Consider the following 24,067-nt stretch of genomic DNA (forward strand, 5'->3'; position numbering starts at 1 on the left):
CCGACCCGGTTACTTCGTTACCTTACCTAATCGTTAACGGTTTCTTGATGCGTCTTCGCGAACCGGCCGCACCGCGTGCGTGCGTCTGACCATGCGGAGATACGACCGCCTTGCACCGGAGAAGTCGGCACACATGGGGCAAGCCGGTCGGGCGGGGGAGTGCTCAAGTGCCGTGCGAAGCGGGGCGAACGGGCCCTGCGGCCCCGCCTCCGTCCCCGTACCGCGTCCTTGGCCTCCAGGCGCTGCGCCTATGGTTGCTCCAGCGTTGGGGTGACTCTCCGCCCGGACGATTCCGCCCGCTCGGCCGCTCGAAGGACAGCAAGGACAGCGATGCCCGCGAATACAACCCCCTCTTCCGGTCATAAGTCCGGCAAGAAGAAAGGGCGTCGAGCCCGCCTCCTCGTGATCCTCCTGGTCCTCGTCGTCGTGGCGGGAGTCGGGTACGGCGGCTGGTGGGGAGTGAGCACCGTACGGGCCTCCTACCCGCAGACGAGCGGGACGCTCCAACTCAAGGGCCTGAGCGGCAAGGTCGAGGTCCGCCGCGACGCCTACGGGATTCCGCAGATCTACGCGGACAGCGACGCCGACCTCTTCATGGCGCAGGGCTACGTGCAGGCCCAGGACCGCTTCTACGAGATGGACGTGCGCCGCCACACGACCTCGGGCCGGCTCTCCGAGATGTTCGGCGACAGCCAGGTCGACACCGACGCCTTCCTGCGCACGCTGGGCTGGCGGAACGTGGCGCAGAAGGAGTACGACACGAAGCTGTCGGCCGCCACGAAGCGCTCGCTCGATGCCTACACCCAGGGCGTCAACGCCTACCTCGCGGGCAAGGACGGCAAGGACATCTCGCTGGAGTACGCCGCGCTCGGCTTCACCAACGACTACAAGCCGCAGAAGTGGGACGCGGTCGACTCGGTGGCGTGGCTCAAGGCGATGGCCTGGGACCTGCGCGGCAACATGCAGGACGAGATCGACCGCTCCCTGATGAGCAGCCGCCTCAGCGCGAAGCAGATCAAGGACCTCTACCCCGAGTACCCGTACGAGAAGAACGCGCCGATCATCCAGGGCGGCGGCGTCGACCCGGTCACCGGCAAGTACGACCCCGACTACAAGGGGTCCCCCGGCGGGATGGGCACGGGCGTCGGCGACGGCACGTCCACGGGAACCGACGGCACGGGTACGGGCACCGGTACGGGTACGGGTACGGGCACCGGAACAGGTACGGGCACGGGTACGGGTACGGGCACCGACGGTACGGGCACGACGGGCACCGGTACGGACGCCACCGGCACCAACGCCACCGCCACCGGCACCAACGCCACCGCCGCCCAGGGCAGCTTCGGCTCCACCGACGCCGAGGCCATCAGCGACAAGCTCACCGGCGTCTACGACGCGCTCGACCGCGTCCCCGACCTGCTCGGCCCGAGCGGCAACGGCATCGGCTCGAACTCCTGGGTCGTCTCCGGCAAGTACACGACGACGAACAAGCCGCTGCTCGCCAACGACCCGCACCTCGCCCCGCAGCTCCCCTCGGTCTGGTACCAGATGGGGCTGCACTGCCGCACGGTCTCCGCGAAGTGCCAGTACGACGTCTCCGGCTACACCTTCTCCGGGATGCCCGGCGTCGTCATCGGCCACAACGGCGACATCTCCTGGGGCATGACGAACCTCGGCGCCGACGTCACCGACCTCTACCTGGAGAAGGTCACGAGCGACGGCTACCAGGTCGACGGCAAGATCAAGAAGTTCACGTCCCGCAAGGAGACGATCAAGGTCGCGGGCGGCACGTCGAAGGTCATCACCGTCCGGGAGACCGACAACGGCCCGCTCATCTCCGACCGCGACGACGAACTGACCAAGGTCGGCAAGAAGGCGCCCGTCGCGAGCGCGGCGCCCGACCGCGGCGACGGCTACGGCGTCTCGCTGCGCTGGACCGCACTCGACCCCGGCCGTTCCATGGACGCGGTCTTCGCCCTCGACAAGGCGAAGGACTTCAAGGAGTTCCGCTCCGCCGCGGCGCTCTTCGAGGTCCCCTCGCAGAACCTCATCTACGCCGACACCGAGGGCCACATCGGCTACCAGGCACCCGGGAAGATCCCGGTCCGCGCCAAGGGCGACGACGGTTCGCTGCCCGCGCCCGGCTGGGACTCCGACTACGACTGGCAGGGCTGGATCAAGCAGGACGAACTGCCCTGGGAGTACGACCCGGCGCGCGGCTACATCGTCACCGCCAACCAGGCCGTCGTCGACAAGGACGACTATCCCTACGAGCTGACGAGCGACTGGGGATACGGCACCCGCAGCGAGCGCATCACCGACCTGATCAAGTCGAAGATCAAGGACGGCGGCAAGATCTCCACCGACGACATGACCTCCATGCAGATGGACAACAGCAGCGAGATCGCCCGCCTGCTCACGCCCTACCTGCTGAAGATCGACGTCAAGGACCCCTACGTCCGCGAGGCGCAGAAGCTCCTGGAGGGCTGGGACTACACCCAGGAGCCCGACTCGGCCGCGGCCGCGTACTTCAACGGTGTGTGGCGCAACATCCTGACCCTCGCCTTCGGCCAGAAGCTGCCGAAGGAGGTACGGGTCAAGGACGAGTGCCTCAACGTCGAGCCGGCCGGCACCACGGGCCCCGTCGACGAGGACACCCGGGTGCGCGAGTGCGGGCAGCGCGACGCGGACAGCGCGCAGCCCGACGGCGGCGACCGCTGGTACGAGGTGGTCCGCGAGCTCGTCAAGGACCCGAAGAGCCAGTGGTGGTCCTCGCCCAAGACCCGCAAGGACAAGGCGACCGCCACCCGCGACGGTCTCTTCGCGCGCGCCATGAAGGACGCCCGCTGGGAGCTGACCGCGAAGCTCGGCAAGGACATCGACACCTGGAGCTGGGGACGCCTGCACCAGCTCACGCTGAAGAACCAGACGCTCGGCACCGAGGGCCCCGGCTTCCTCCAGCGGATGCTCAACCGCGGCCCGTACAAGCTGGGCGGCGGCGAGGCGGCGGTGGACGCGACCGGGTGGAACGCGGCGGGCGGCTACGACGTCGTCTGGGTCCCGTCGATGCGGATGATCGTGAACCTCGCCGACCTCGACAAATCCCGCTGGATCAACCTCACGGGCGCCTCGGGCCACGCCTACAGCGCCCACTACACCGACCAGACGAAGAAGTGGACCGAGGGCGAGACGCTGCCCTGGGCCTACAGCGACTCGGCGGTGAAGAAGGGGACCAAGGACACGCTGATCCTGGAACCCTGAGCCACCCGCCGCACGCGAGCGGCGGTACGGGTCCGCACGGCGGTACGGGTCCGCACAGGGGTCCGGGTGAGGGGCGCTCCCACGACGGGGGCGCCCCTCACCCGTACCCCCGAAGCACGCCCCGCTCGTACGACTGCGGGGCGCGCCCTCGCCCGGTACCGCTCTAGCCGCCGAACCGCCGCACCCCGGCCGGGGTCACCGCCGCGTGCACGGGGCGGTCGTGCGGCTCGGCGGGGACGCTCTCGCGCACCTCCTCCTCGTACAGCAGGACGAGCAGGAGCGGGTCGGCGCCGGATGCGGCGAGCCGCGTCAGGACCCTGTCGTACGAGCCGCCGCCGCGCCCGAGCCTGCGCCCCGCGCGGTCCACGGCGAGTCCCGGCAGCAGCACGGCCCCCGCCTCCGTGACCGCGCCGGGCCCGAGTCGCGGACCGGCGGGCTCGCGCAGCGTCATCCGGCCCGCGCGCCGGACCTCGCGCAGCGAGGCGGGACCCTCGTAGGCGGCCCAGTCGAGGTCGTCGTCGGGCAGCAGCACCGGCAGCAGGACCCGTACGCCCCGCGCGTGCCACAGCTCGACGAGCGGCGCGGTGTCCGGCTCGCCGCCGATCGACACGTACGCCGCGACGGTCCGTACCCCGTCCAGCTCGGGGAGCCGCGCGGCGACCTCGGCGAGCGTGTGTCCCAGGCGCCGTACTTCCGCGGCCGACCTGGCCTTTCGCGCTGTCAGCAGGGAGCGCCGCAGGGCCCTCTTCGCCTCCTTCGCCTCGCTCGACGCACCCGGCATTGGGCTCAATGCGCGCTCCTTATTACGTCATATCAGTCAATATGACCGCTACCTGTGGACAACTTCTCGGGCAATGGCAAAGCCCTGGCTATGGTGGCGCCATGACTTCCGCACACTCCAGGATCACGAAGGTCGTGATCCCCGCCGCCGGCCTCGGTACCAGGTTCCTCCCGGCGACCAAGGCCACCCCGAAGGAAATGCTGCCGGTCGTGGACAAGCCCGCGATCCAGTACGTCGTGGAGGAGGCCGTCTCCGCGGGTCTGAACGACGTCCTCATGGTGACAGGCCGCAACAAGCGCCCGGTCGAGGACCACTTCGACCGGAACTACGAGCTGGAGGAGGCGCTCCGTCGCAAGGGCGACGGCGACCGCCTCGCCAGCGTGCAGGAGTCCTCCGACCTCGCGGACATCCACTACGTGCGCCAGGGCGACCCCAAGGGCCTCGGGCACGCCGTGCTCTGCGCGGCGCCGCACGTGGGCCAGGAAGCCTTCGCCGTGCTCCTCGGGGACGACCTCATCGACCCGCGCGACCCGCTCCTCGCCCGGATGATCGAGGTCCAGGCCCGTGAGGGCGGCAGCGTCGTCGCGCTCATGGAGGTCCCGCCCGAGCAGATCCACCTCTACGGCAGCGCGGCGGTCGAGACGACGGAAGACGACGACGTCGTGCGCATCACCGGGCTCGTGGAGAAGCCCAATCCCGCCGACGCGCCCAGCAACTACGCGATCATCGGCCGCTACGTCCTCGACCCGCGCATCTTCGACATACTGCGCAAGACCGAGCCGGGACGCGGCGGCGAGATCCAGCTCACCGACGCCCTCCAGCACCTCGCCGAGGACGAGAACGCGGGCGGCCCGGTGCACGGTGTCGTCTTCCGCGGCCGCCGCTACGACACCGGCGATCGCGGCGACTACCTGCGCGCCATCGTCCGGCTCGCGTGCGAACGTGAGGACCTGGGCCCGGACTTCCGCGCCTGGCTCCGCAGTTACGTCGACGAGGAGATGCAGCCGTAGTGAGCACGACGACGCAGCCCCAGGGCCCCGAGGCCATTTGGCCGGTGACGGCGCACCTGGACGACATCCTGGCCACGGTGCGCCCGCTGGAGCCGATCGAGCTCCAGCTGCTCGACGCCCAGGGCTGCGTCCTCGTCGAGGACGTGACCGTGCCGCTCTCGCTGCCACCCTTCGCCAACAGCTCCATGGACGGGTACGCGGTCAGGGCGGCCGATCTCGCGGGTGCCGGCGAGGACGCGCCCGCCGCGCTGCGGGTCGTCGGGGACGCGTCCGCCGGCCTCCTCGCCCCGCCCGCCGCGGGCGCGGGCGAGGCGGTCCGCATCATGACCGGTGCCCCGCTGCCCGAGGGCGCGGACACCGTCGTGCCCGTCGAGTGGACCGACGGCGGCCTCGGCGCCGGCCCCGTCGACCGCATGACCCCGCACAGCACCGCCCCCGAGGGCGCCTCGGGCACGGTCCGTGTCTTCCGGCCCGCCGAGCCCGGCGCGCACGTACGGGAGGCGGGCGGGGACGTGCGCGAGGGCGACCTCGCGCTCGCGGCGGGCACCGTGCTCGGCCCGCCCCAGCTCGGCCTGCTCGCCGCCGTGGGCCGCGACACCGTCCGCGTACGCCCCCGCCCCCGCGTCGTCGTCCTCGCCACCGGCAGCGAACTCGTCCAGCCGGGCGAGTCCCTGGCCCCCGGCCAGATCCACGACTCCAACAGCTTCACCCTCACCGCGGCGGCTCGCGACGCGGGCGCGCTCGCCTTCCGCGTCGGCGCCATCGGGGACGACGCCGAGACCCTGCGGGCCACGATCGAGGACCAGCTCATCCGCGCCGACCTCGTGGTGACCTCGGGCGGCGTGAGCGTGGGCGCGTACGACGTGGTGAAGGAGGCCCTGACCGACTGGACGGGGCTGCCGGAGTCCTCCGCCGAAGGAGAGGGCGAGGAGGAGGGCGCGGGCGAGGGCGTCCCCGCGGCCGAAGGCGCCGAGCCGCCCCGCGGTGTCGCCTTCCGCAAGCTCGCGATGCAGCCGGGCAAGCCCCAGGGCTTCGGCACGATCGGCCGCGACGCGACGCCCGTCCTCGCCCTCCCGGGCAACCCGGTCTCCGCGTACGTGTCCTTCGAGCTGTTCGTGCGCCCGGCGATCCGCGCCCTCGCGGGCTTCACGGACCTGCACCGCCCCACCGTCCGCGCCCTCGTCGAGGCCCCCAAGGCCCTCACCTCCCCCGCGGGCCGCCGCCAGTACCTGCGCGCCCGCCACGCGGACGGCCGCGTCACCCCCGTCGGCGGCGCCTCCTCGCACCTGGTCGGCGCCCTCGCGCGGGCGGACGCCCTCCTCGTCGTGCCCGAGGAGCGCACCTCGGTGGAGCCGGGCGAGGAAGTGGAGGTCGTCCTGCTCGGCTGAACGGCTCCGGTACGGGGCGGCTCCGCGCGGCGCGTGGGGCGCCCCGGGACCGGTGCTGCCCTGATTCCACCGGGCTCGGGCGAGTACCGTGGCTGCCCGACACCGGCCCGCGCGGGACGCCCGCGAGCCCTCGACGGGAGCATTTTCGCCTCATGACCGCCACGCCCGCGGGGGCCGCCGCCCCCGAGCCCGCGGACCCGCCGCCCGGCGGGCTCACCCACCTCGACTCCTCGGGCGCGGCCCGCATGGTCGACGTGACCCGCAAGGACGTCACCGCCCGCACCGCCCGCGCCACCGGACGCGTCCTCGTCACCCCCGAGGTCGTCGCCCTGCTGCGGGGCGAGGGCCTGCCGAAGGGCGACGCCCTCGCGACCGCCCGCATCGCGGGCATCATGGGCGCCAAGCGCACACCGGACCTCGTACCGCTGTGCCACCCCCTGGCCCTCTCCGGCGTGACCGTGGACCTGGAGGTCACCGACGCGGCCGTCGCGATCACCGCCACGGTCCGTACGACCGACCGCACGGGTGTCGAGATGGAGGCCCTCACCGCCGTCTCGGTCGCGGCCCTCACGGTCGTCGACATGGTCAAGGCCGTCGACAAGGCCGCGACCATCACCGACATCCGCGTCGAGACCAAGACCGGCGGCAAGTCGGGCGACTGGCACCGCGACGGCGCGTCCGCGGGGACGGGCGCGAGCCCCGAGGACCGCGAGGCCGCGCCCCGTACGCCGCTCGGCCCCCGTACCGCCCTCGTCGTCACCGCCTCGAACCGGGCGGCCGCCGGGGTCTACCCGGACCGGGGCGGGCCGCTGATCGCCGAGGCGCTGCGGGCCTGGGGCTTCGCGACCGAGGGCCCGCAGGTCGTGCCGGACGGGGCGCCCGTGGAGGCAGCGCTGCGCGCCGCGATCGCGACCGGCTACGGCGTCGTCGTGACGACGGGTGGCACCGGGCTCACACCCACCGACCTCACCCCCGAGGCGACGCGCGCCGTCCTGGACCGCGAGATCCCGGGCGTCGCCGAGGCGATCCGCGCCGAGGGGCTCGGCAAGGTCCCGAGCGCGGCGCTCTCGCGCGGGCTCGCCGGGGTCGCGGGGACCACCCTCGTCGTGAACCTGCCGGGCTCCACGGGAGGGGTCCGCGACGGACTCGCCGTCCTGGAGCGCTGGCTGCCGCACGCCGTCGACCAGATCCACGGCGGCGACCACCGCCCGGCGCCCGGGCAGACCGGGGCCGGCACCCACCCGGAACCGGGCCCCTCCGGCTCCGCCGATACTGCCGGGAGCCCGAGCTGAACGGGTATCTGCCCACGTGGCCCGTCGTGCTGACGGAGGGCGACGTGACCCTGCGCCCGATAAGACAGCGGGACCAGAGCGCCTGGCGCGAGGTCAACCGGCGCAATCGCGACTGGCTGCGCCCCTGGGAGGCGACGATCCCGCCGCCGACCCCCTCGGGCCCCATCACGCACCGCCCGACCTACCGTCAGATGGTGCGACACCTGCGCACAGAGGCGAAGGCGGGCCGCATGCTGCCCTTCGTCATCGAGTACCAGGGGCGCATGGTCGGTCAGTTGACGGTCGCGGGAATCACCTGGGGTTCGATGTGCTCGGCGCACATCGGGTACTGGGTGGATCAGGACATCGCCGGACGGGGCGTCATGCCGACCGCGGTCGCACTCGCGGTCGACCACTGTTTCTTCCGGATGGGCCTGCACCGCATCGAGGTCTGCATCCGCCCCGAGAACGGCCCGAGCCGGCGCGTCGTGGAGAAACTCGGCTTTCGCGAAGAAGGCCTGCGCCCTCGTTATCTGCACATCGACGGCGGCTGGCGCGACCACCTCGTCTTCGCGCTGACGGCGGAGGAAGTACCGCACGGGATGCTGACGCGGTGGCGGTCCCGGCGCAGCTCACCGGGGGAGCGGAAAAGCCCCTCATCGTAATTCGAAAAGGCATTCGAATATGAGGGTGATCTGATCCTTACATACCATTCATGCCTTTCCGGTGATCAGATCGTTCCTAAAAATGCCCGTGTTATCAGTAGGTTCGTGCGACACACCGACTCAATTGGCGGATCGCCCGGTGAAAACCCCTCTACCGTGTGAGAGGTGAGCAGTAGTGGCCTCATTTACGCAGTCATCGTCGGGGCCTGGGCGGCCTACCTGGTGCCCATGTGGCTCCGCAGGCAGGACGAGCTGAACGAGGCCCGTCCGACGGAACGTTTCAGTACCGCCATCCGGTTGCTGTCCGGACGCGCGGGAATGGAACGCCGTTACGCCAAGGAGCTGCGGGAACGCGCCCCGGGCGAACCGGCGCAGGCCCTCGCGGGCGAAGCGGAGCCGACCGAATCGGTCGACGTCCGCGCCTTCGCCGCGCCCAGGACCGAGCTCCGCCCGGCATCGCGGCAGCAGCCGCCCGCGTTCCCCTCCTCCCCTTCGCCCGCCCCCGCCCCGCCTCCCGAGGCGCCGCGCGAGCCGGTCGCCGAGGAGCCGCACGGCCGCGAGCAGGCCCGGCACGGTGGGGCGGCACGGGGCCCGGCGGAGACCGAGGCGGTACGGGACGAGCGGCCCCGGACCGTATGGAGCCCCGGTGCCGCCGAGGTGCAGGCGCGGGCCCGCCGCACCCGCGTGCTCGCCCGCCGCAGGCGCACCACGGTGCTGCTCTTCCTCGTCTTCACGCTGGGCTCGGTCGCCGCCGCCGTGTGGGGACTCGGCTTCCTGTGGGTGCCCGCGATCCCGGCGGTGCTGCTCAGCGCGTACATCGTCTACCTGCGCGGCCAGGAACGCCGCCGCTTCGCGTACACGATGGACCGCCGCCGCGCCGAGGACGCCGCGGCCCGCCTGCGCGACCACGGCCGCGCCGAACGGCCCGAGGACCCCGCCCCCGAGCGCCGCCCGGCCCCTGAGCGGCGGCCCGCTCCCGAGCGCCGCCCGGCTGCCGAGCGGCGTCCCGTGGTCGACGAGCGCCCGACCGAGCCGGTGGCCGTGCGCCCGGAAGCGCCCGCGCGCCGCACCCCCGCCGAGGAGACGCGGCATCCCGAGCCCGCCGGTCACCCCGACGCCTCCGCGCTCGCCGCTGGCCGCCGCGCCCTCGTGGAGCAGACCGACCACGCGGAGTGGGTCGACCAACAGCGCGCCCCGGGCAGAGAGCCGCGCGGCGCGGGCTGGGACCCCGTGCCCGTACCGCTGCCGACGTACGTCACCGCCCCCGTCGCCCCGCGCGCGACGCAGGACGTCGACCTGGGCGCCCCCGACGTCTGGTCCTCGGCCCGCTCCACCTCCGCGGAGCCCACCCCGCGGCCCGAGCCGGAGCAGCCCGTCGAGTCCCGCCCCTCACGCCGCACCCGCGGCCGCCGCCGCACCACCCCCCTCTTCGACCAGTACGAGGAGAAGCCCCCGCGCCGCGCGGCGGGCGAGTGAGCCGACGGCCGCGCCGGGGCGCCTGACCTGTGCGGAACGGATTACCGAGCACCCCTTCGGGGGTGCTAGAGTTTCACTCGTCGCAAGGGCCTGTGGCGCAGTCCGGTAGCGCACCTCGTTCGCATCGAGGGGGTCAGGGGTTCGAATCCCCTCAGGTCCACAGACGACTGTTCTTGAGTTTGCTCAGGAGTGGTGACGAGATCCCGTCCGATCGCAAGATCGGGCGGGATCTTCGTCGTTTCGGGGGTCGTTCGATGCCTGTTCGGGGTGGTGGATGGCGGCGTATCGGGTCTGGCGGGTTGCCCGGCAGGTGCCTGGCCGCTGCCGGGGCATGCGAACCGGCCCCGGTCGCCCGGGGCTGGTGATGGTGCTGTGCGGTTGTGGCGCTGCCCGATCAGAGGTTGGCCGGCGGATGCCGCCCCATGTCGAGTGGGGTGGGCATGCACGCCAAGTCATGACCTGGGGCAGCTGGAACGGATTCGAAGTCGGCGTCGGAGAGTCGGCTGCCAGTGCGCTCGTAGAGCCAGGTTTCCAGGATGTCCAGGTTTCCGATGGTCACCATGATCGCGATGAGGATCGTCTGGGCCACCTGGTGGGCGCTCGGCGGTGCATGGGGATCCCGATGTTCATCTCGGCGCTCTTGAGACGACCGTTGAGCCCCTCGTTGTGGGAGCGGATCGGCTTGTAGATCCGGTCCCAGGCGGGGCTGAGGTAGTGACTGTCCTGCCGGAACTTTGCGATCTTCAGGTCTCCGGCCGCGTCGGCGGGGACGCTGATCGCGGATGCCCCGCAGACGGCGGGCAGCGCCTCGTTGCCGGGAGGGTCCGTCCACTCTCTGTCAGGGAGCTGGATGGTCGGGCGAGCCGAGGCGTGGCTGGTGCGAGAGCGGAGATCCGCCAGTTTGATCACGGTCTGAGGCGGGCCCGAGGCGGTCGGTCGAGTAGGGCGGAGGCGTTCTCGGCGTGGACAGTTCACCGAAGGCGACGGGCCGGCCGCTGGGCATTGCAGGCGCACGTTCCGCGGGCGTCGGCGTTCTGCTTGAGCTTGAGGAAGTAGGGCAGCCGCTCGGCGGCCACCGGTTTCAGTTCATCGAGCCGACGGCGGAAGGTCTTGTCGTCCATGCCGTGAGTGGCCTGGGCCAAGGCGTTGGGGATGTGTGGACAGGTGAGGGAGCCGTCGATCAGTACGGCTCCTTGCCAGCTGCCCTGGATGCCACGGTCGGCCGCCTTGTAGTCCAGGGCCAGGCGGTAGCCGAGTCGGCGTACCGGAACCTGAAAGTTCTCCGGCGAGCAGCCGGTGCAGGCCCGATCTGCGGCACAGGTACCTGTCGGCAGTCGAAGCTCGGCGAGGTGCTTCAACACGGTGACCGCGTTCTCGCCCGTACGGACGGTCGGAGTGTCCAGGCTGAGGCCGAGGCAGAGCTGCGGGTAGGAGGGCGCGCGGCGGCCCTTCGCGGCTCTTTCGCCTGTGCGGGAGTGAGCGGCGACGAGCAGGCTTGCGCTGTAGCCGAAGATGCCCTTGTCGGAGCCGCCGCTGAAGTGCCAGCCGGCGGTGATCTCGACGGAGGCCGTGCCCGAGTAGTCGCTGTCGGGCTTGGCCAGAACCGGGATCGAGGTGGCGTCCACTCCCACGTCACCGGCCCAGCGCCGCATGTATCCGTGTTGCTGTGCCAGCCGGACTGGAACCAGTACGAGGTCGTTCGCCAGCCTTTGGAGCCGGTTCGCGGCCGCGCGGCCGACAGCCTCGTCCCGGGCAGCGGAGTGGATGTCAGCCTCCGCTTGGCCCAGGCGCCGGCGCCGGTCGCATCGTGCCGGGTCGAGCGCGGTGGTGATCCGGTCCAGCCCTCGGTAGAGGCGACGACTGGCAGCTATGCACGCACGTGCCGTGGACGGCGGAACCTCGGGGACGCCGAGCCAGGCGCGTGCTGCCGGCTGAAGACGGAAGTGCAGGATCTGCCAGGCGTCGGAGACCGTGGCTCGGCCCGTGTAGTACACGGCGAGCATCAGCCCGGCCAGTACGGTCCTCGGCCGAACGCCTGGTGGCCCGGGGCGGCCTCTCAGCATGTCTTCCAGCTGCTGGGGCAGGCCGGAGCGGTCGAGGACGGTCAGCAGCTGTCCGACCTTCGAGTCGGGGATCTCGGTGAGCCGTCCAGGCCGCAGCCGTGGTCGCGCATGGCGGGCGGCCAGCTGGTCGGTCTCAGGCCGCGCCCTCGCGAGCGGCGGCCGCGCAGCGGTGGTGTCGGTGCAGGTGCCTTGGTGGGCCACGGCATCCGGAGCATCCTCCGAGCTGCCGTGCATGCGCTCTGCGACCGCCACCACGGCCTGGACCAGTACTGCGGGCTCACCGACCTCAACGCACTTCCACGGCGGACCGGCCGGAGGTGCGGGATCCTCGGGCAGAGAGCTCGGAAGGGCGACGTCGGCGCCGGCCTGCTCATGGACCAGGCCGTCCTGTTGGAAGACTTCTTCGAGAGTCGCAGCATGGACCTCGCTGTGCCCCTGCTGAAAACCGGCGTGGGCACGGGCCACGTCGGCCACCCGAATCCGTTCACTCCGGAAGAACGGCTCCAGAGCCATGCGCTCGTACCCGCTGTGGACGGCCAGCGAGAAGACCGGCCACCACCCCTCCAGCTCCGGGTCCATCGACGGCTCTCCGTACCAGAAGCTCGACGGAACGAATCGGTAGTGACCGTGGGCGCGCACTGCCGTCAGACGGCGGCCCATCCCGGAAAGCTAGGCCGCGGCGGCGCGGGCAGCGTCCTCACTCGGCAGGACCAGCGTGTACTGGACTCCCCAGGCGGGAGGTGCCGCGCTCATCAGCTGCACTGCCAGGTGAACATCGCCCGCTCGAAGCGCCGCTCGGCCAGATCTTCCGGGCGGATCAGCCAGTACAGGGCTCCGGCATCGCCCCACATCATGTCCGCGGCGTCCTCGCTGTCGAACTGGGCCAGCAGCAACCAGTTGCCCGCCTCCTCGGACAGCCGCGGGTCGTCCCAGGACGCCTCGCCGTCCAGGACCGCCTCCGCAATCTCGATCTCGACCGGGTTCTGCACTGAGTGAGCGTGGCCGCCGATCTGATGCCCTACCTCATCATCGAACTCCCACAGCGCGTCGAGGAACTCCTGTGAGCAGACGGGGTGGTCGTACCGGTTCCCCAGTGGGGCGTCTGGGGCGAAGGCGGCCCGGACGGACGGATGCCAGGGCTCGGTCGCCGTCACCTCCACTCGACCGGTCAGCGGCACCGCCGGATACGGCTTGAGCCCTGCAGGCGCTTCATGCTCCGCCACCTTCTCGTCAGCCGCCACATAGAGCACGCGGGCGCCCGCCCAGCTCTCCCGGTCCTCGGCCAGAACGAGGGCCTCACCGTCGTCCAACTGCCCGTCGAAGTAGAAGAACAGCAGTGTCCCCGCCGCGGGCAGGTCGATGTCCAGCGCCGCCGCCGACAGGCGCGCGCAGTCGATCGAGGCAATGAAGGAGAGCGGCCCGCGCCCATCCCACACCGGCCACTCCGCGCTGGCAGGCAAGGCGGGAAGACCACCGAGGCGACCCACGGCGTCGTCAGTGTCAGTTGCTACCTCAAGACGCATGCCAGGGCGAAGCAGACCGAGCCACTTCTCAGAATCCTCGGGCGACATGTGCTGCAAGGTGAGGGATCGAAGGGCTTCTCGGGAACCATGTGTCATGCGCCCGATCATCCACGGTGACGCTGACAGAGACCTCGGCGGCCTTCCCGTTGCACACGCGGCCGTTCAGTCCGTGGCCGTGGACCTCCAAGCAGCGGTAACGCACCCTTCTTCCCAGTGCCACCAGCCCTCCGTCGCACCGTGTTCAAGGAGCTTTCGGATCTGTGGCAGGTCCGCCCCTGGCGGGACATCCAGTGCAACCATCCGGAATCTCTCGATACCTTCGCCTGTCGCGCCGAGCTTGTGGAAGATCTCCAGAACGCTCTGCCGGGCTGCGGCTGATCCGCCGTCCTTGAGCACGATCAGCCGGATCGTGCAGTTCTCTGAAGCTCGGACCGTCTCTCCAGCCCAACGGATGCCCTCAGCGTCGATCTCAACCCGGATGATGTCGTCGCTGGCGACGCCACGGACGAACCACGGGGTGTTGTCCAGCTGCACGGTGCCGTCGCCGAGGTCCATGGCCCACAGGTTCTCGATGCTCGCCGGCGGCCAGCCGTCTTCGTCAATGTCCAGCCGGAAATGGACCTTCACATGGTCGTCACTGGTGTTCGTCACGGCGCCATCATCCCCGCTACATCCACGCGATCGGACGTGGGAGTGCGGACGGAAGAGGTCACCGGATCCGGAGGGTGGCGCAGATGCACGTCGTGTCCTGAAGCAGCGCCACGCTGACGGCGATGCCAGTCAGCTCATCGGCATCCCTTGGACTGCGAAGGTGCTGTCAGTGGCCTCTGTCAGGATGCCCCGGTCAACATCGTGATCGGGAGAGAGCACGGGCACTTGGGACGTCGGCCCCTCCGACAACGACACGGTTCCTTCTACGCCGTGGAAGCCGCCCGGGTGCTCGGTCTCGGCACCGAGGGAGGCGTGCGTCTCGGGCTGGCGCCGTACAACAACGACGAGGACGTGGACCGGCTGGTGGCCGCGCTGGCGGAGCTGGTCGCGTGACACGCGGGCGGTGAGCGGGGGCGCCTTGCGCGTAGCCGACGCCCGCCAGGTGCGGGGCGGGCGGGGCAGGCGGGGCGCGTTGCGCGGATGCGCCGCTCGGTACGGGCCGGGGGCGGGCGTGTCAGCGCTCGCCCCCGCCCTCGCCGGGAGGACCGGGGAGAGGCCGGAGAGGCGGGAACGGGCTCTGGCGGTGGCGCTGTTGGCCTCGTCGGCAGGTCGGTGACGAGGTGTGTGAGCGGGTCCTCGCGGGTGCGGGCGTCGTGGGTGTACGCGCTCACGGACCGGCGGAAGGACTCGCCGGCCTTGGCGCCCTCGCGCAGGCGCGACCTTCAGCGCCGTCGTCGTCAGGAACGGCAGGGTCGTGCGCGGTACACGGAGTGGCCGCAGAGCGCGTGCCCCACCTCGTGGCCGATGACGTCGAGGACGCGGCAGGCGTCGACGGCCAGCACGTGCGGGGTGGGGAACCGGTCCTCGTCGACCCGCACCGGGCCGGAGAGGTGGCGCGGGCGCGGGCCGCGTTCGGGGAACTGCCGCTGAGCGCCGTGACGACCGTGTCGAAACCGGTCGGGCGGCGCGGGGCGCCGAGCGGTCCGAGGGGTGCCCATATGGCCGGTGACGTGCGGGTTCTTCCTGTTCAGGAGCCTTTGTCGGTGGGGGACTTTATGGTGGGAGGTGCTTCGGGTACCCCGGGGGAGCGGGCTGCCGGGCGGTGGGGCCTGGCGCGCGTCGGTCTGTCCAAGGTCTGCCGTCCTCTCTACGGTGGGACGAGCACGGGAGCCGGGCCCGGCAAGGGGCACGGCACGGGGGAAGAGGGAACGATGGACGTGAGCCTGCTGGCCGGTGAAGGAGCGACCGCGCTCGTCGGGCTGATGGTCGCCGACGGGTGGACGGCCGTCAGGGAGCGGGTGGCGCGGTTCTTCTCGCGCGGGGACGGGGACCTTGGGGAGGTGGAGCGGGTCGAGACCGACCTGGAGGAGGCGCGGGGCGAACTGCTGACGGCGGGCGAGGACCGCGAGGTCGCCGAGGACGTCGAGGCGGCCTGGCGGCTGCGGTTCCGGCGGGCCCTGCGCGCGCACCCGGAGGCGGCGGACGAGCTGCGGGCCCTGCTCGACGAGCTGACACCGCAGCGGGACCGTACGGGGAGCGGCGATACGTACAACTCGGTGAGCGGCACGGTGCACGGCGGTTCGGTCGTGCAGGGACGGGACTTCGGGGCCCTGACCATCGGTCCTGCCGCGTCCGCCCCGTACACGGACGGGCGGTCCGGCACATGACGGCCCCGGAGGACGAGCCGGGCGCCGACGGCCCCTGGACCAACAGCGTCTCCGGGACGGTGGACGGCACGGTCGTCCAGGCCGGCCGGGTCCACGGCGGCATCACCGTCGTCACCGGGAAACCCGCCCCCGAGCCCGTCATCCCGGACACGATCCCGGCCCTGACCACGAGGTTCATCAACAGACGCGCCGAACTCGCCCTCCTGACGGCGGACTCGGCGCCACGCCCGTACGAGGACGATCCACCCGGCGACGCGGCCGATCCGCCTGACGACGACACGGTGGAGGTCGGCTACCGGGTGTTCTTCGGGCTGCCGGGCGTGGGGAAGACCGCGCTCGCCTGCCGGTGGGGACGGGCGCAGGGAACCCGGGAGCGTTTTCCGGACGGCCGGCTGTACGTGGATTACGCCGGTCTGCGGGGAGTGGACGGCGACAGCGCCATCGCGCTCGCCCGCTGTCTGCGCGAGCTGGGCGTGAAGGACGAGTTCATCCCGCACACGCTGGAGGACCGGGCCGCGCTCTACAAGCGCCGTACGGCGGGCCGAAGGCTGCTCGTGGTCGTCGACGACGCGCTCAGGGCGGCGCAGGTCAGGCCGCTGCTGCCCCAGGGGGCGGGCAGCATGCTCCTCGTCACCAGCACCCGTCGGCTCTTCGAACTGACGCTCGAAGGCGCCCGGTTGACGCCGATGGCCCCGCTGGACGAGGAGGCCGCGCTGCGGCTGCTCGCGGACCGTCTGGGACCCGAGACCGTCCGTGCGCACCGGGAGGCCGCGCTGCGGGTGGTCGCCGCCTGTGGCGGGCTGCCCCTGGCGCTGCACCTCGCGGCGGTCCGGCTGCTCCAGCGACCGCACCTGACCTTGCCCGCGCTGGCCCGGGAGCTGGCGGGGGAATCGGACCGGCTGCGCGGACTCGCGCTCGGAGGGGGACCCGCCATGTCCGGCGTACTCGAACTGACCTACAGCGAGCTGACGTCCCGGGAGGCCGGCCTGTACCGGCTTCTCGGGGTGCTCCCGGGACGGACGTACGAGCCGGTGACCGTCGCCGCCGGGCTCTCACCGGCGGCCGGGACCGGCGAGGAGGAGGCGGCGGCGCTGCTCGGGCGGCTCTTCGAGGCGGGGCTCCTCGACGCGGCCGGGGACGGGCACTACCGGATGCACGACCTGGTCCGCGCGCACGCGCGCGAGAAGGCCGGGGCAGTGGAGGACGAGGGGTGGGCGGACGGCGTCGTGGAGCGGGTGACGCGCGCGCTCCTGCTGCGCACCGCGCAGGCGGACCGGGCGCTGCGCGCGGACCGGCTGCGGGTCGCGGTCCTCGACGAACTGCTCGACGGGGCGCCCGACCCCTTCGCGGACGGGGAGGGAAACGCGGACGGGGCGGAGCGGGCGCTGGCGTGGCTGGAGGCCGGGAAGTACAACACTCTCGCCGTCCTCGCCGCTGCCGAAAGCCTGGGGTTGCACGGTCTCGTGTGGCCGCTCGCGGAGGCGCAGACGGCGTTGTTCCTGCACCACCGTCATGTGCGCGAGTGGCTCACCAGCCTGGAGACGGGGGCGCGTGCGGCGGCGGCCGATCTCGCCCCGGCCGGGGAGGCGCGTTTGCGGAGCCTGCTGTCGCGCCCGCTGCTCGACCTCGGTGAGGACGAGCGGGCGCGCGCCGAGCTGGAGCGGGCGGCGGCGTGCGCGGAGGTCGCGGCGAGCCCCGTACTGAGCGCTTCCGTCCTGGAGTTCTCCGGGCGTTACTGGGATCGCGCGGACCCGGAGCGGGCGGTCGGGGTGTACACGCGGGCGGTCGAGCTGAACACGGCGGCGGGGGAGGAACGCGGGCGGGCGCTCGCGGAGTTCTTCCTCGGCAGGGCGATCGCGGCGACGGGCCGCGCGGTCGAGGCGCTGCCGGTCCTGGAGCGGGCGCGGGACGCGCTGCGGGGCCTGGGCGAGGACGACCGGAGGATGGCGGCGCGGGCGGAAGCGGCGCTCGGCGAGGTTCGCGAGGCGCTGGGAGACCTGGCCGGGGCGGTGCGGGAACTGCGGCGAGCGGCCGAGGAGTTGCGCGCGGTGGATGCCACGTATTACGAGGCGCAGGCGCGCGAGCGGCTCGCCGGGCTGCTGCTGCGCGAGGGGCGGCCGGAGGCGGAGGTACGGGCGGAGGCACTGCGCGCGTACACGATCTACGAGGAGGGCGGGAGCCCCGAGGCCGGGCGACTGCGGGCGCGGATGACGGCCTTGCTGGGAGAGGACGTGGTGGCGGGGGAGTAGGCGGGCCGGGGTGGGCTAAGCCGTGGGCCGCCGTGTCCCGCCCGGCGGGCTCGGCCGCCGCCGGAGCCAGTGGCCGGGGGTCAGTGGCCGGGCTTGGGGAGGCGGCGCAGGCTGAGGGCGACCGGGGGGCGGTCGCCGGGCGCGGTGTGCAGGCGGACGTCGAGCGGGGCGGGTAGGAAACCGGCTTCGGTGGGCGCGTCGAGCCCGCCGGGGCACAGGTGGGCGAGTGTCGTGGCGTAGGAGACGGCGGCGAGCAACTGCGGGTCGGGGTGCTCGCCGGGGGCGGTGGGCACGGCCTCGACGAGGCGGCCGTCGCGCCAGTGGGCGAGGCAGCCGCCGCTCTGGAGCGGGACGACGGCGAGGACCGCGCCGGGCAGCCGGTCGAGGAGCCGGCTCGTGCGCAGGCAGGCGTCCGCCGGGCGTGCGGCCGGTTCGCGTTCGGCGACGACGGAGGCGTGTTCGAGGCGGCCCAGGTCGGGCTCGGCGGAGTCGCAGGCGAGGTAGGCGAAGCGGAGCGGGAGCGGGGTGTCCGCACGGCCAGGAGGGGCTCCGGGCCCGTATGGGGCCCCGGCATCCGCCGCCTCCCCCGGCTCCATCGCCTCGTCGGCGTCCTGGGGCAGGACGGCGGCGGGGGTGCGGTGGACGTGGACGACGGGGGGCTGGTGGGCGGGGGTGCGGAGGCTCGCGATGACGTGCCAGGAGGTGGCGGCGTTGTCCTCGGTGGGTGGGGCGGGGTCGGGGAGGGCGAGGACGGGGGCGCGTTCGCGGGGCGGGGACAGGCGCAGGAGGCGGTAGACGATCCCGCGGAGCCGGTCGACGGCTTCGCCGGGGTCGGCGAACGCGGCCTCGGCGACGGCCGCGTACCGGTCCGGGCTGTGGTTCTCGCGTACGGTGTCGACGAGTTGGCGGAGCCGGTGGCCCGTGGCCGCGGGCGGCAGGTGCGGGGCGGTCCGGGAGAGGAGGGCGCCGGCGGTGCCGGGCACGGCCTCGCTTCCGTAGGCGCCGAGCAGTACGGGCTTGCCGAGCGCGGCGCCGAGCAGGGTGACCGAGCCGTGGTCGCCGACGACGAGCGAGGCCCCGACGAGGGCGCTGCGCCAGGCGTGCGCGGCGGGGACGAGGAGGAGTCCCGCCGCGCGGGCGGGAGCGAGGACGTGGCGGAGTTGCCAGGCGCCGTGCGCGGACCAGACGTTCGGGTGGACGACGGCGGCGACGCGGTACTCGTCGTACGGGAGCGCGGCGAGGAGTTCCGCGGCGAGGCGGGGGCGGCGGCCGAGGAGGGAGGTGGGGCCCCAGGTGGAGCTGAGGACGAGGAGGGCGCGCTCGGGGGAGCCGGTGAGGATCTGCCGGTAGTGGGCGGCGTGCGGGAGGTTGCGGCGGAGTTCGTCGTAGCTGGGATCACCGACGAGGAGGGTGCGCCCGGCGGTGCCGGGGTGGGCGGAGTGCAGTTGGGCGGCCTGGTCGGGGTGCGAGACGGTGAGCCAGGCGCGGCCCGAGGCGAGGAGGGCGTCGGGGACGAGGCCGGAGAGACGGCGGCCCGGGGCGCGGGCGTCGGGGACGAGTTTCTGGAAGCCGACGCCGTGCGGGAGGACGAGGACGGGGCAGTCGCCCGCCGGGACCTCGATGTTCTCGCTCGCGGAGAGGATGAGGTCGGGGGCGCTCTCGGCGAGCTGGCTCCAGGGCATGACGCGGCAGCCGTGGTGGTGGAGCAGGTCGAGCACGCCGTCGCCGAAGGCGGAGCCGGGGTCGTGCGCGAAGACGACGGAGACGCGGGGGTCGCTGTGCAGGATCGCGGGGAGCGCTTCGAGTGCCCGCGTGGTGGAGGTCACGGTGCGGGCGGCGACGACGAGGGTGCGCTCGGTGGGAAGGGTCGCCCAGCGCTCGGCGTCGGGGCCGACGGGTACCCGCAGGTGCCGCGGCGTCGGGGCGCCGCTCACGGCGCGCCCCCGGAGCGGGCCGCCGCCGCTCGGTGGGCCCCGGCCGGGGCTGTCAGGGTGGACACCTGTTGCTCCGCCTTCGCACGGTGGTGATCTCCCGTACGGGATACGAGGTGTGGACGTCGTCCACAGTACCCGGCGGGGTGGGGGCGCGGGGGTTTGTGCGGGGCGGGGAGGGGGTGCGGGCGGAGGGGGCGTTTGGCGGGGGTGCGGCGGGTGGGGGACTGGTGGGGGCGCGGGGCGGGGTGCGGCGGGCCGGGGTTGTTCGGCCGGCCGGGGGCGCGTCGGCTGGGGTGTGTCCTGTCAGAGGTGGAGGGACTTCACGTAGCAGAGGCTCGTGTCGTACTCGCGGTAGAGGCCGAACTTCGCGGGGGCCGGGGTGTAGCCGCTGGAGAGGTAGAGGGCGACGGCCTCGGGCTGCATCGTGCCGGTCTCCAGGACCATGCGGGTACGGCCCGCCTCGCGGGCGTCCTCCTCCAGCAGCGCGAGGATGCGGCGCGCGAGGCCGAGGCCGCGGGCCTCGCGGACCACGTACATGCGCTTGAGCTCGGCGTCGCCGTTCGCGTACCCCTCCTCGCTGGTGTCCTGCCGTCGCCAGCCGCCGGTGGCGACGGGGCGTTCGCGCTCGTCGTAGGCGAGGAGGTAGAGGCCGCGCGGCGGGGTGAACATCCCGGCGTCGAGCGGGGTCATGTCGCCGTCGTCACCGTAGCGCTCGGCGTATTCGAGCTGGACCTGGTCGTTGAGCTTGACGGCGTCCGGGTGGTCGTACGGGACGGGGCGGATCTGCATGAGGATGATCGTACCGCCGGTCGCATCTGTGGATAACTCCGGACGAATGTCCGAGCGTGTGCTCTAGGGTTTCGAGTGTGCTGATCGTGACGAGTGTGAACGTGAACGGGCTGCGCGCAGCGGCCAAGAAGGGCTTCACCGAGTGGCTGGCGGGCACCTCGGCGGATGTGCTGTGCCTCCAGGAGGTACGGGCCGAGGCCCACCAGCTGCCGGAGGAGGTGGCCCGTCCCGAGGGCTGGTTCAGCCTGCACGCGCCGGCGGCCGACAAGGGAAGGGCCGGGGTCTCGCTCTACACGCGGCGGGAGCCGGACCGGGTGCGGACGGGCTTCGGCAGTGCGGAGTTCGACGGGTCCGGGCGCTACGTGGAGGCGGACCTGCCGGGTGTGACGGTGGCGAGCCTGTATCTGCCGAGCGGTGAGGTGGGGACCGAGCGGCAGGAGCAGAAGTACCGCTTCATGGGCGAGTTCCTCGCGTACCTGAAGGAGCTGCGCGAGCGGGCGGCGGCGGAGGGGCGCGAGGTGCTCGTCTGCGGGGACTGGAACATCGCGCACACCGAGGCCGACCTGAAGAACTGGCGGGGCAACCGCAAGAACGCGGGCTTCCTGCCGGAGGAGCGCGAGTGGCTGTCGCAGGTCCTCGATCCGGCGGACGGCGGTTACGTGGACGTGGTGCGCGCCCAGCACGCGGGGGTCGAGGGGCCGTACTCGTGGTGGTCGTACCGGGGCCGGGCCTTCGACAACGACACGGGGTGGCGGATCGACTACCACATGGCGAGCGCGGGGCTCGCCGGGCGGGCGGTTAAGGCGGAGGTGGAACGAGCGGCGACGCACGCGGAGCGGTGGAGCGACCACGCGCCGGTGACGGTGACGTACGAGATGTGAGGTGAGGGGGAGGGGCTGAGGTTGCGGGCCGAGGGTGGTGTGGGGCGCGGGGTTCGGGGCCGGTGTCGGCTCGGGGGCGTGCCCGGCTCGGGTACGGGTGCGGTGGTCAGGCGGGAGGGGGTGAGGTGGGCGGGTCCGATGGGGGTCCGGGGGTGTGGCCCGGGCCGGGTTGGGGGGCGGCTTCGGGGGCCAGGGCCGGGTCGGTGAGGCGGCGGTCGAGGGCTAGGGAGAGTTCGGCGTCCACGACGGCCTTGGCGAGTGGCCGGAGTTTGGCGGGGTCGGTAGCGAGTGCGTGGGGGCGGAGGATCTCCAGGAAGAGGGTGGCGAGGGCCTCGGCGTGGACGCGGACCTGGCGGCCGGCCTCCAGGACGGTGGCGAGCGGGACTCCCTCGCGGACCAGGGTCGTGGAGACGTCCAGGAGGCGCCGGCTGATGTGGACGATCGTGTCCCCGTCGACGGCGAGGTAGCCGAGGTCGAGCGCGGCGGCGAGGTTCTCCGGGGTGACCTCGCCGGCGAAGTGGTCGGCGAGTTCCTCGGGGGAGAGGCGGACGGGGGTCTCCTCCGTCGGGGTCTCGCCGACGCCGAGGACGTCGGCGACGTCCCTGCCGTGCTCGAAGGCCTCGGCGAGTTCGGCGATGCCGCTGAGGGTGTGACCGCGCTCCAGGAGTGCCGCGATGGTGCGCAGGCGGGCGAGGTGGTGCTCGTCGTACCAGGCGATCCTGCCTTCGCGGCGGGGCGCGGCGAGCAGCTTGCGCTCGCGGTAGAAGCGCAGGGTGCGGGTGGTGATGCCGGCCGCCTCGGCCAACTCGGCGGTGCGGTACTCCCTGGCGGGGGCCGGTGAGTGAGGCGGGGCGGGGGTGGGGTTCGGCTCGGCTGGTGGGGTGGCTGAGGGGGTGTGGCCGGGTGCTTCTCCCGGGGTGGGGCTCGGCGCGGCCGCGGGGGTGGGGCTGGGTGGGGCCGGGGGGCTGGCTTCCGGGGTGGGGCCGGGGGTGGTGGCTCGGGCGGGCGGGTCTGCCTGGGTGGGGCCTGGCTCGGCTGCGGGGGTGGGGTCGGGGGCGGCTGTCTGGGCGGGAGCCGGTTCGGCTGTCGGCGTGGGCGGGGTTGCCGGGCCGGCTGTGGGCGTGGGGCGGGGCTGGGTTGCCGGGCTGGTTGCCGGGGTGGGGGCGTCCTCGGCTGTCTGGGCGGGGCTCGGCTCGGCCGCCGGGGTGGGGCTGGGTGTCGGGGCGGGGCCGGGGGCCGGGGTGGGGCCGGGTGCCGGCTCGGCTGCCGGGGTGGGCTCGGTCGTCGGGTGCTCGTCCACGTGGCGCACCTTATGCGGGGCGGAGGGGCGGTGGGGGTGGGGCGGGGTGGGGGAGGGGGGAGGGGGCCCCGCCCCCGCGCTGGCACAATGCGGGGATTGTTCCGGTTGGACCGAAGGAGAGCCGCATGACACAGGTGAAGCTGACCACGAATCGCGGGGACATCGTGCTGGCGCTGGATGAGGAGAAGGCGCCGCAGACGGTGGCCAACTTCGTCCAGTACGTCGAGGACGGGCACTACGACGGGACGATCTTCCACCGGATCATCGACAACTTCATGGTCCAGGGCGGCGGTTTCGACGCGAAGATGGTGCAGCGCCCGACGCGGGCCGCCGTGCCGAACGAGGCGGACAACGGGCTGAAGAACGACACGTACACCGTGGCGATGGCCCGTACGAACGACCCGCACTCGGCGACCGCGCAGTTCTTCGTCAACGTCGCGAACAACGACTTCCTCAACCACAGCGGCAAGAATCCGCAGGGCTGGGGATACGCGGTCTTCGGCGAGGTCGTCGAGGGGCGGGACGTGGTCGACGAGATCAAGGTGGTGCCGACCGGGATCAGGAACGGGATGCGGGACGTGCCGAAGAACGATGTCGTCATCGAGCGGGCCGAGATCGTCGGCTGACGGCGGTTCACCTCGCGTCGAAGGACGCGGCGGCGGGCGGGCGGGCGCGGGTGCCTGCCCGCCCTTCGGCGTCTTCGGCCACCTGTCCTCGTTTCGCGTGCTGTCGATTCCGGGCGCTCCTCGGCGTCTCCGGGCGCTCCTCGGCGTCTCCGGGCGCCCCTCGGTGTTATCGGGCGCCCCGTCGTTTCGAGGGGCACCCCTTCCGGGGCGACGCCTTCCGGCTCTTGGCGAAGCGCCCCCGTGCCGCCGCGAGGCTCCCCCGCGCGCCGCCGCGAAGCCGCCCGCGTCGCCGCGAAGCCCCCCGCGCCGCCCCGAAAGCCCCACCCCGCCGCGAGGCCCCCGCCCCCGCGAAGCCCCCTCGCACCGCCGCGCTCCGAAGCCCCCGCCCCCGCGAAGCCTTTCGCACCGGCCGCGCCCCCCGCTCCCGCGAAGCCCTCGCACCGCCGCGCTCCCCCGAAGCCCCCGCCCCCCGCCCCCCGCTCCCGCGAAGCCCTCGCACCGCCGCGCTCCTCCGAAGCCCCCCGCACTGCCC

Annotated in this window: 20 protein-coding genes and 1 tRNA gene; 12 read left to right on the forward strand and 9 right to left on the reverse strand. The window is 72.8% G+C overall.

Annotation, left to right across the window (positions count from 1 at the left end; translation table 11 throughout):
- Positions 1–330 precede the first annotated feature (330 nt).
- Positions 331–3,261, forward strand: coding sequence for a penicillin acylase family protein (locus tag ACIP4O_RS03425; RefSeq protein WP_401570966.1), 2,931 nt, complete (start codon positions 331–333; stop codon positions 3,259–3,261).
- A 163-nt stretch (positions 3,262–3,424) separates the two neighbouring features.
- On the opposite strand, the gene ACIP4O_RS03430 is transcribed toward ACIP4O_RS03425, so the two are convergent.
- Entirely contained in the window at positions 3,425–4,042 is a 618-nt protein-coding gene (locus ACIP4O_RS03430; RefSeq protein WP_401573798.1) for a 5-formyltetrahydrofolate cyclo-ligase, read from the reverse strand.
- 101 nt (positions 4,043–4,143) lie between these two features.
- Here ACIP4O_RS03430 and galU point away from each other — a divergent pair, with 101 nt between their 5' ends.
- The 6 genes from galU (at position 4,144) to ACIP4O_RS03460 (ending at position 10,012) form a co-directional block, all read left to right on the forward strand.
- Positions 4,144–5,052, forward strand: a complete 909-nt coding sequence (gene galU / locus ACIP4O_RS03435; RefSeq protein ID WP_401570969.1) for a UTP--glucose-1-phosphate uridylyltransferase GalU — start codon at positions 4,144–4,146, stop codon at positions 5,050–5,052.
- The gene (glp, locus tag ACIP4O_RS03440) at positions 5,052–6,440 is read left to right on the forward strand and encodes a gephyrin-like molybdotransferase Glp (RefSeq protein WP_401570972.1); all 1,389 of its coding nucleotides are present in this window, start codon (positions 5,052–5,054) and stop codon (positions 6,438–6,440) included. Before galU ends, glp begins: the two co-directional genes overlap by 1 nt.
- A 152-nt stretch (positions 6,441–6,592) precedes the next feature.
- Positions 6,593–7,732, forward strand: a complete 1,140-nt coding sequence (gene moaCB, locus ACIP4O_RS03445) for a bifunctional molybdenum cofactor biosynthesis protein MoaC/MoaB (RefSeq protein ID WP_401570975.1) — start codon at positions 6,593–6,595, stop codon at positions 7,730–7,732.
- A 26-nt stretch (positions 7,733–7,758) separates the two neighbouring features.
- Complete coding sequence (locus ACIP4O_RS03450) at positions 7,759–8,376, forward strand: GNAT family protein (protein ID WP_361320030.1); 618 nt, start codon at positions 7,759–7,761, stop codon at positions 8,374–8,376.
- 165 nt (positions 8,377–8,541) lie between these two features.
- Positions 8,542–9,852 carry a hypothetical protein gene (locus tag ACIP4O_RS03455; protein WP_401570978.1) on the forward strand — a complete coding sequence of 437 codons (1,311 nt, stop codon included), beginning with the start codon at positions 8,542–8,544 and terminating at the stop codon, positions 9,850–9,852.
- Between the two features lie 86 nt (positions 9,853–9,938).
- Positions 9,939–10,012 (forward strand) — tRNA-Ala (locus ACIP4O_RS03460).
- Between the two features lie 234 nt (positions 10,013–10,246).
- Here the strand turns inward: ACIP4O_RS03460 and ACIP4O_RS03465 are convergent.
- From ACIP4O_RS03465 to ACIP4O_RS03480, 4 genes are all read right to left on the reverse strand, one after another.
- Positions 10,247–10,441 (reverse strand): hypothetical protein, encoded by a 195-nt coding sequence (locus tag ACIP4O_RS03465; protein ID WP_401570981.1) that lies wholly within the window; start codon positions 10,439–10,441, stop codon positions 10,247–10,249.
- 382 nt (positions 10,442–10,823) lie between these two features.
- Positions 10,824–12,575: a hypothetical protein gene (locus tag ACIP4O_RS03470; protein WP_401570984.1), complete on the reverse strand. Its 1,752-nt coding sequence runs from the start codon at positions 12,573–12,575 to the stop codon at positions 10,824–10,826.
- Between the two features lie 92 nt (positions 12,576–12,667).
- Positions 12,668–13,486 (reverse strand): YwqG family protein, encoded by an 819-nt coding sequence (locus ACIP4O_RS03475; RefSeq protein WP_401570987.1) that lies wholly within the window; start codon positions 13,484–13,486, stop codon positions 12,668–12,670.
- Positions 13,487–13,600: 114 nt separating this feature from the next.
- Positions 13,601–14,089, reverse strand: coding sequence for a DUF4265 domain-containing protein (locus ACIP4O_RS03480; RefSeq protein WP_401570990.1), 489 nt, complete (start codon positions 14,087–14,089; stop codon positions 13,601–13,603).
- Between the two features lie 270 nt (positions 14,090–14,359).
- Here ACIP4O_RS03480 and ACIP4O_RS03485 point away from each other — a divergent pair, with 270 nt between their 5' ends.
- Positions 14,360–14,482, forward strand: coding sequence for a hypothetical protein (locus ACIP4O_RS03485; protein WP_401570993.1), 123 nt, complete (start codon positions 14,360–14,362; stop codon positions 14,480–14,482).
- Positions 14,483–14,826: 344 nt separating this feature from the next.
- Here ACIP4O_RS03485 and ACIP4O_RS03490 read toward each other — a convergent pair whose 3' ends face one another.
- Positions 14,827–14,967 carry a hypothetical protein gene (locus ACIP4O_RS03490; RefSeq protein ID WP_401570995.1) on the reverse strand — a complete coding sequence of 47 codons (141 nt, stop codon included), beginning with the start codon at positions 14,965–14,967 and terminating at the stop codon, positions 14,827–14,829.
- Between the two features lie 333 nt (positions 14,968–15,300).
- On the opposite strand from ACIP4O_RS03490, the gene ACIP4O_RS03495 reads away from it, so the two are divergent.
- Positions 15,301–15,756 carry a hypothetical protein gene (locus tag ACIP4O_RS03495; protein ID WP_401570996.1) on the forward strand — a complete coding sequence of 152 codons (456 nt, stop codon included), beginning with the start codon at positions 15,301–15,303 and terminating at the stop codon, positions 15,754–15,756.
- A complete protein-coding gene (locus tag ACIP4O_RS03500; protein ID WP_401570999.1) occupies positions 15,753–18,005 on the forward strand; it encodes an NB-ARC domain-containing protein in 2,253 nt (750 codons plus the stop codon). Before ACIP4O_RS03495 ends, ACIP4O_RS03500 begins: the two co-directional genes overlap by 4 nt.
- Before the next feature lie 80 nt (positions 18,006–18,085).
- On the opposite strand, the gene ACIP4O_RS03505 is transcribed toward ACIP4O_RS03500, so the two are convergent.
- Together ACIP4O_RS03505 and ACIP4O_RS03510 are read right to left on the reverse strand one after the other, a co-directional pair.
- The gene (locus ACIP4O_RS03505) at positions 18,086–19,939 is read right to left on the reverse strand and encodes a hypothetical protein (RefSeq protein WP_401571002.1); all 1,854 of its coding nucleotides are present in this window, start codon (positions 19,937–19,939) and stop codon (positions 18,086–18,088) included.
- 303 nt (positions 19,940–20,242) lie between these two features.
- Positions 20,243–20,728 (reverse strand): GNAT family N-acetyltransferase, encoded by a 486-nt coding sequence (locus tag ACIP4O_RS03510; protein ID WP_401571005.1) that lies wholly within the window; start codon positions 20,726–20,728, stop codon positions 20,243–20,245.
- Between the two features lie 77 nt (positions 20,729–20,805).
- Between ACIP4O_RS03510 and ACIP4O_RS03515 the strand changes: the two genes are divergently transcribed.
- Positions 20,806–21,609, forward strand: a complete 804-nt coding sequence (locus ACIP4O_RS03515) for an exodeoxyribonuclease III (protein WP_361320063.1) — start codon at positions 20,806–20,808, stop codon at positions 21,607–21,609.
- Between the two features lie 106 nt (positions 21,610–21,715).
- Here the strand turns inward: ACIP4O_RS03515 and ACIP4O_RS03520 are convergent, their stop codons facing one another.
- Positions 21,716–22,414 carry a MerR family transcriptional regulator gene (locus tag ACIP4O_RS03520; protein ID WP_401571009.1) on the reverse strand — a complete coding sequence of 233 codons (699 nt, stop codon included), beginning with the start codon at positions 22,412–22,414 and terminating at the stop codon, positions 21,716–21,718.
- Between the two features lie 620 nt (positions 22,415–23,034).
- Here ACIP4O_RS03520 and ACIP4O_RS03525 point away from each other — a divergent pair.
- The gene (locus tag ACIP4O_RS03525) at positions 23,035–23,535 is read left to right on the forward strand and encodes a peptidylprolyl isomerase (RefSeq protein WP_401571012.1); all 501 of its coding nucleotides are present in this window, start codon (positions 23,035–23,037) and stop codon (positions 23,533–23,535) included.
- Positions 23,536–24,067: the final 532 nt, after the last annotated feature.

It is taken from the genome of Streptomyces sp. NPDC088923, assembly GCF_044749745.1.
Taxonomy (GTDB): Bacteria; Actinomycetota; Actinomycetes; order Streptomycetales; family Streptomycetaceae; genus Streptomyces.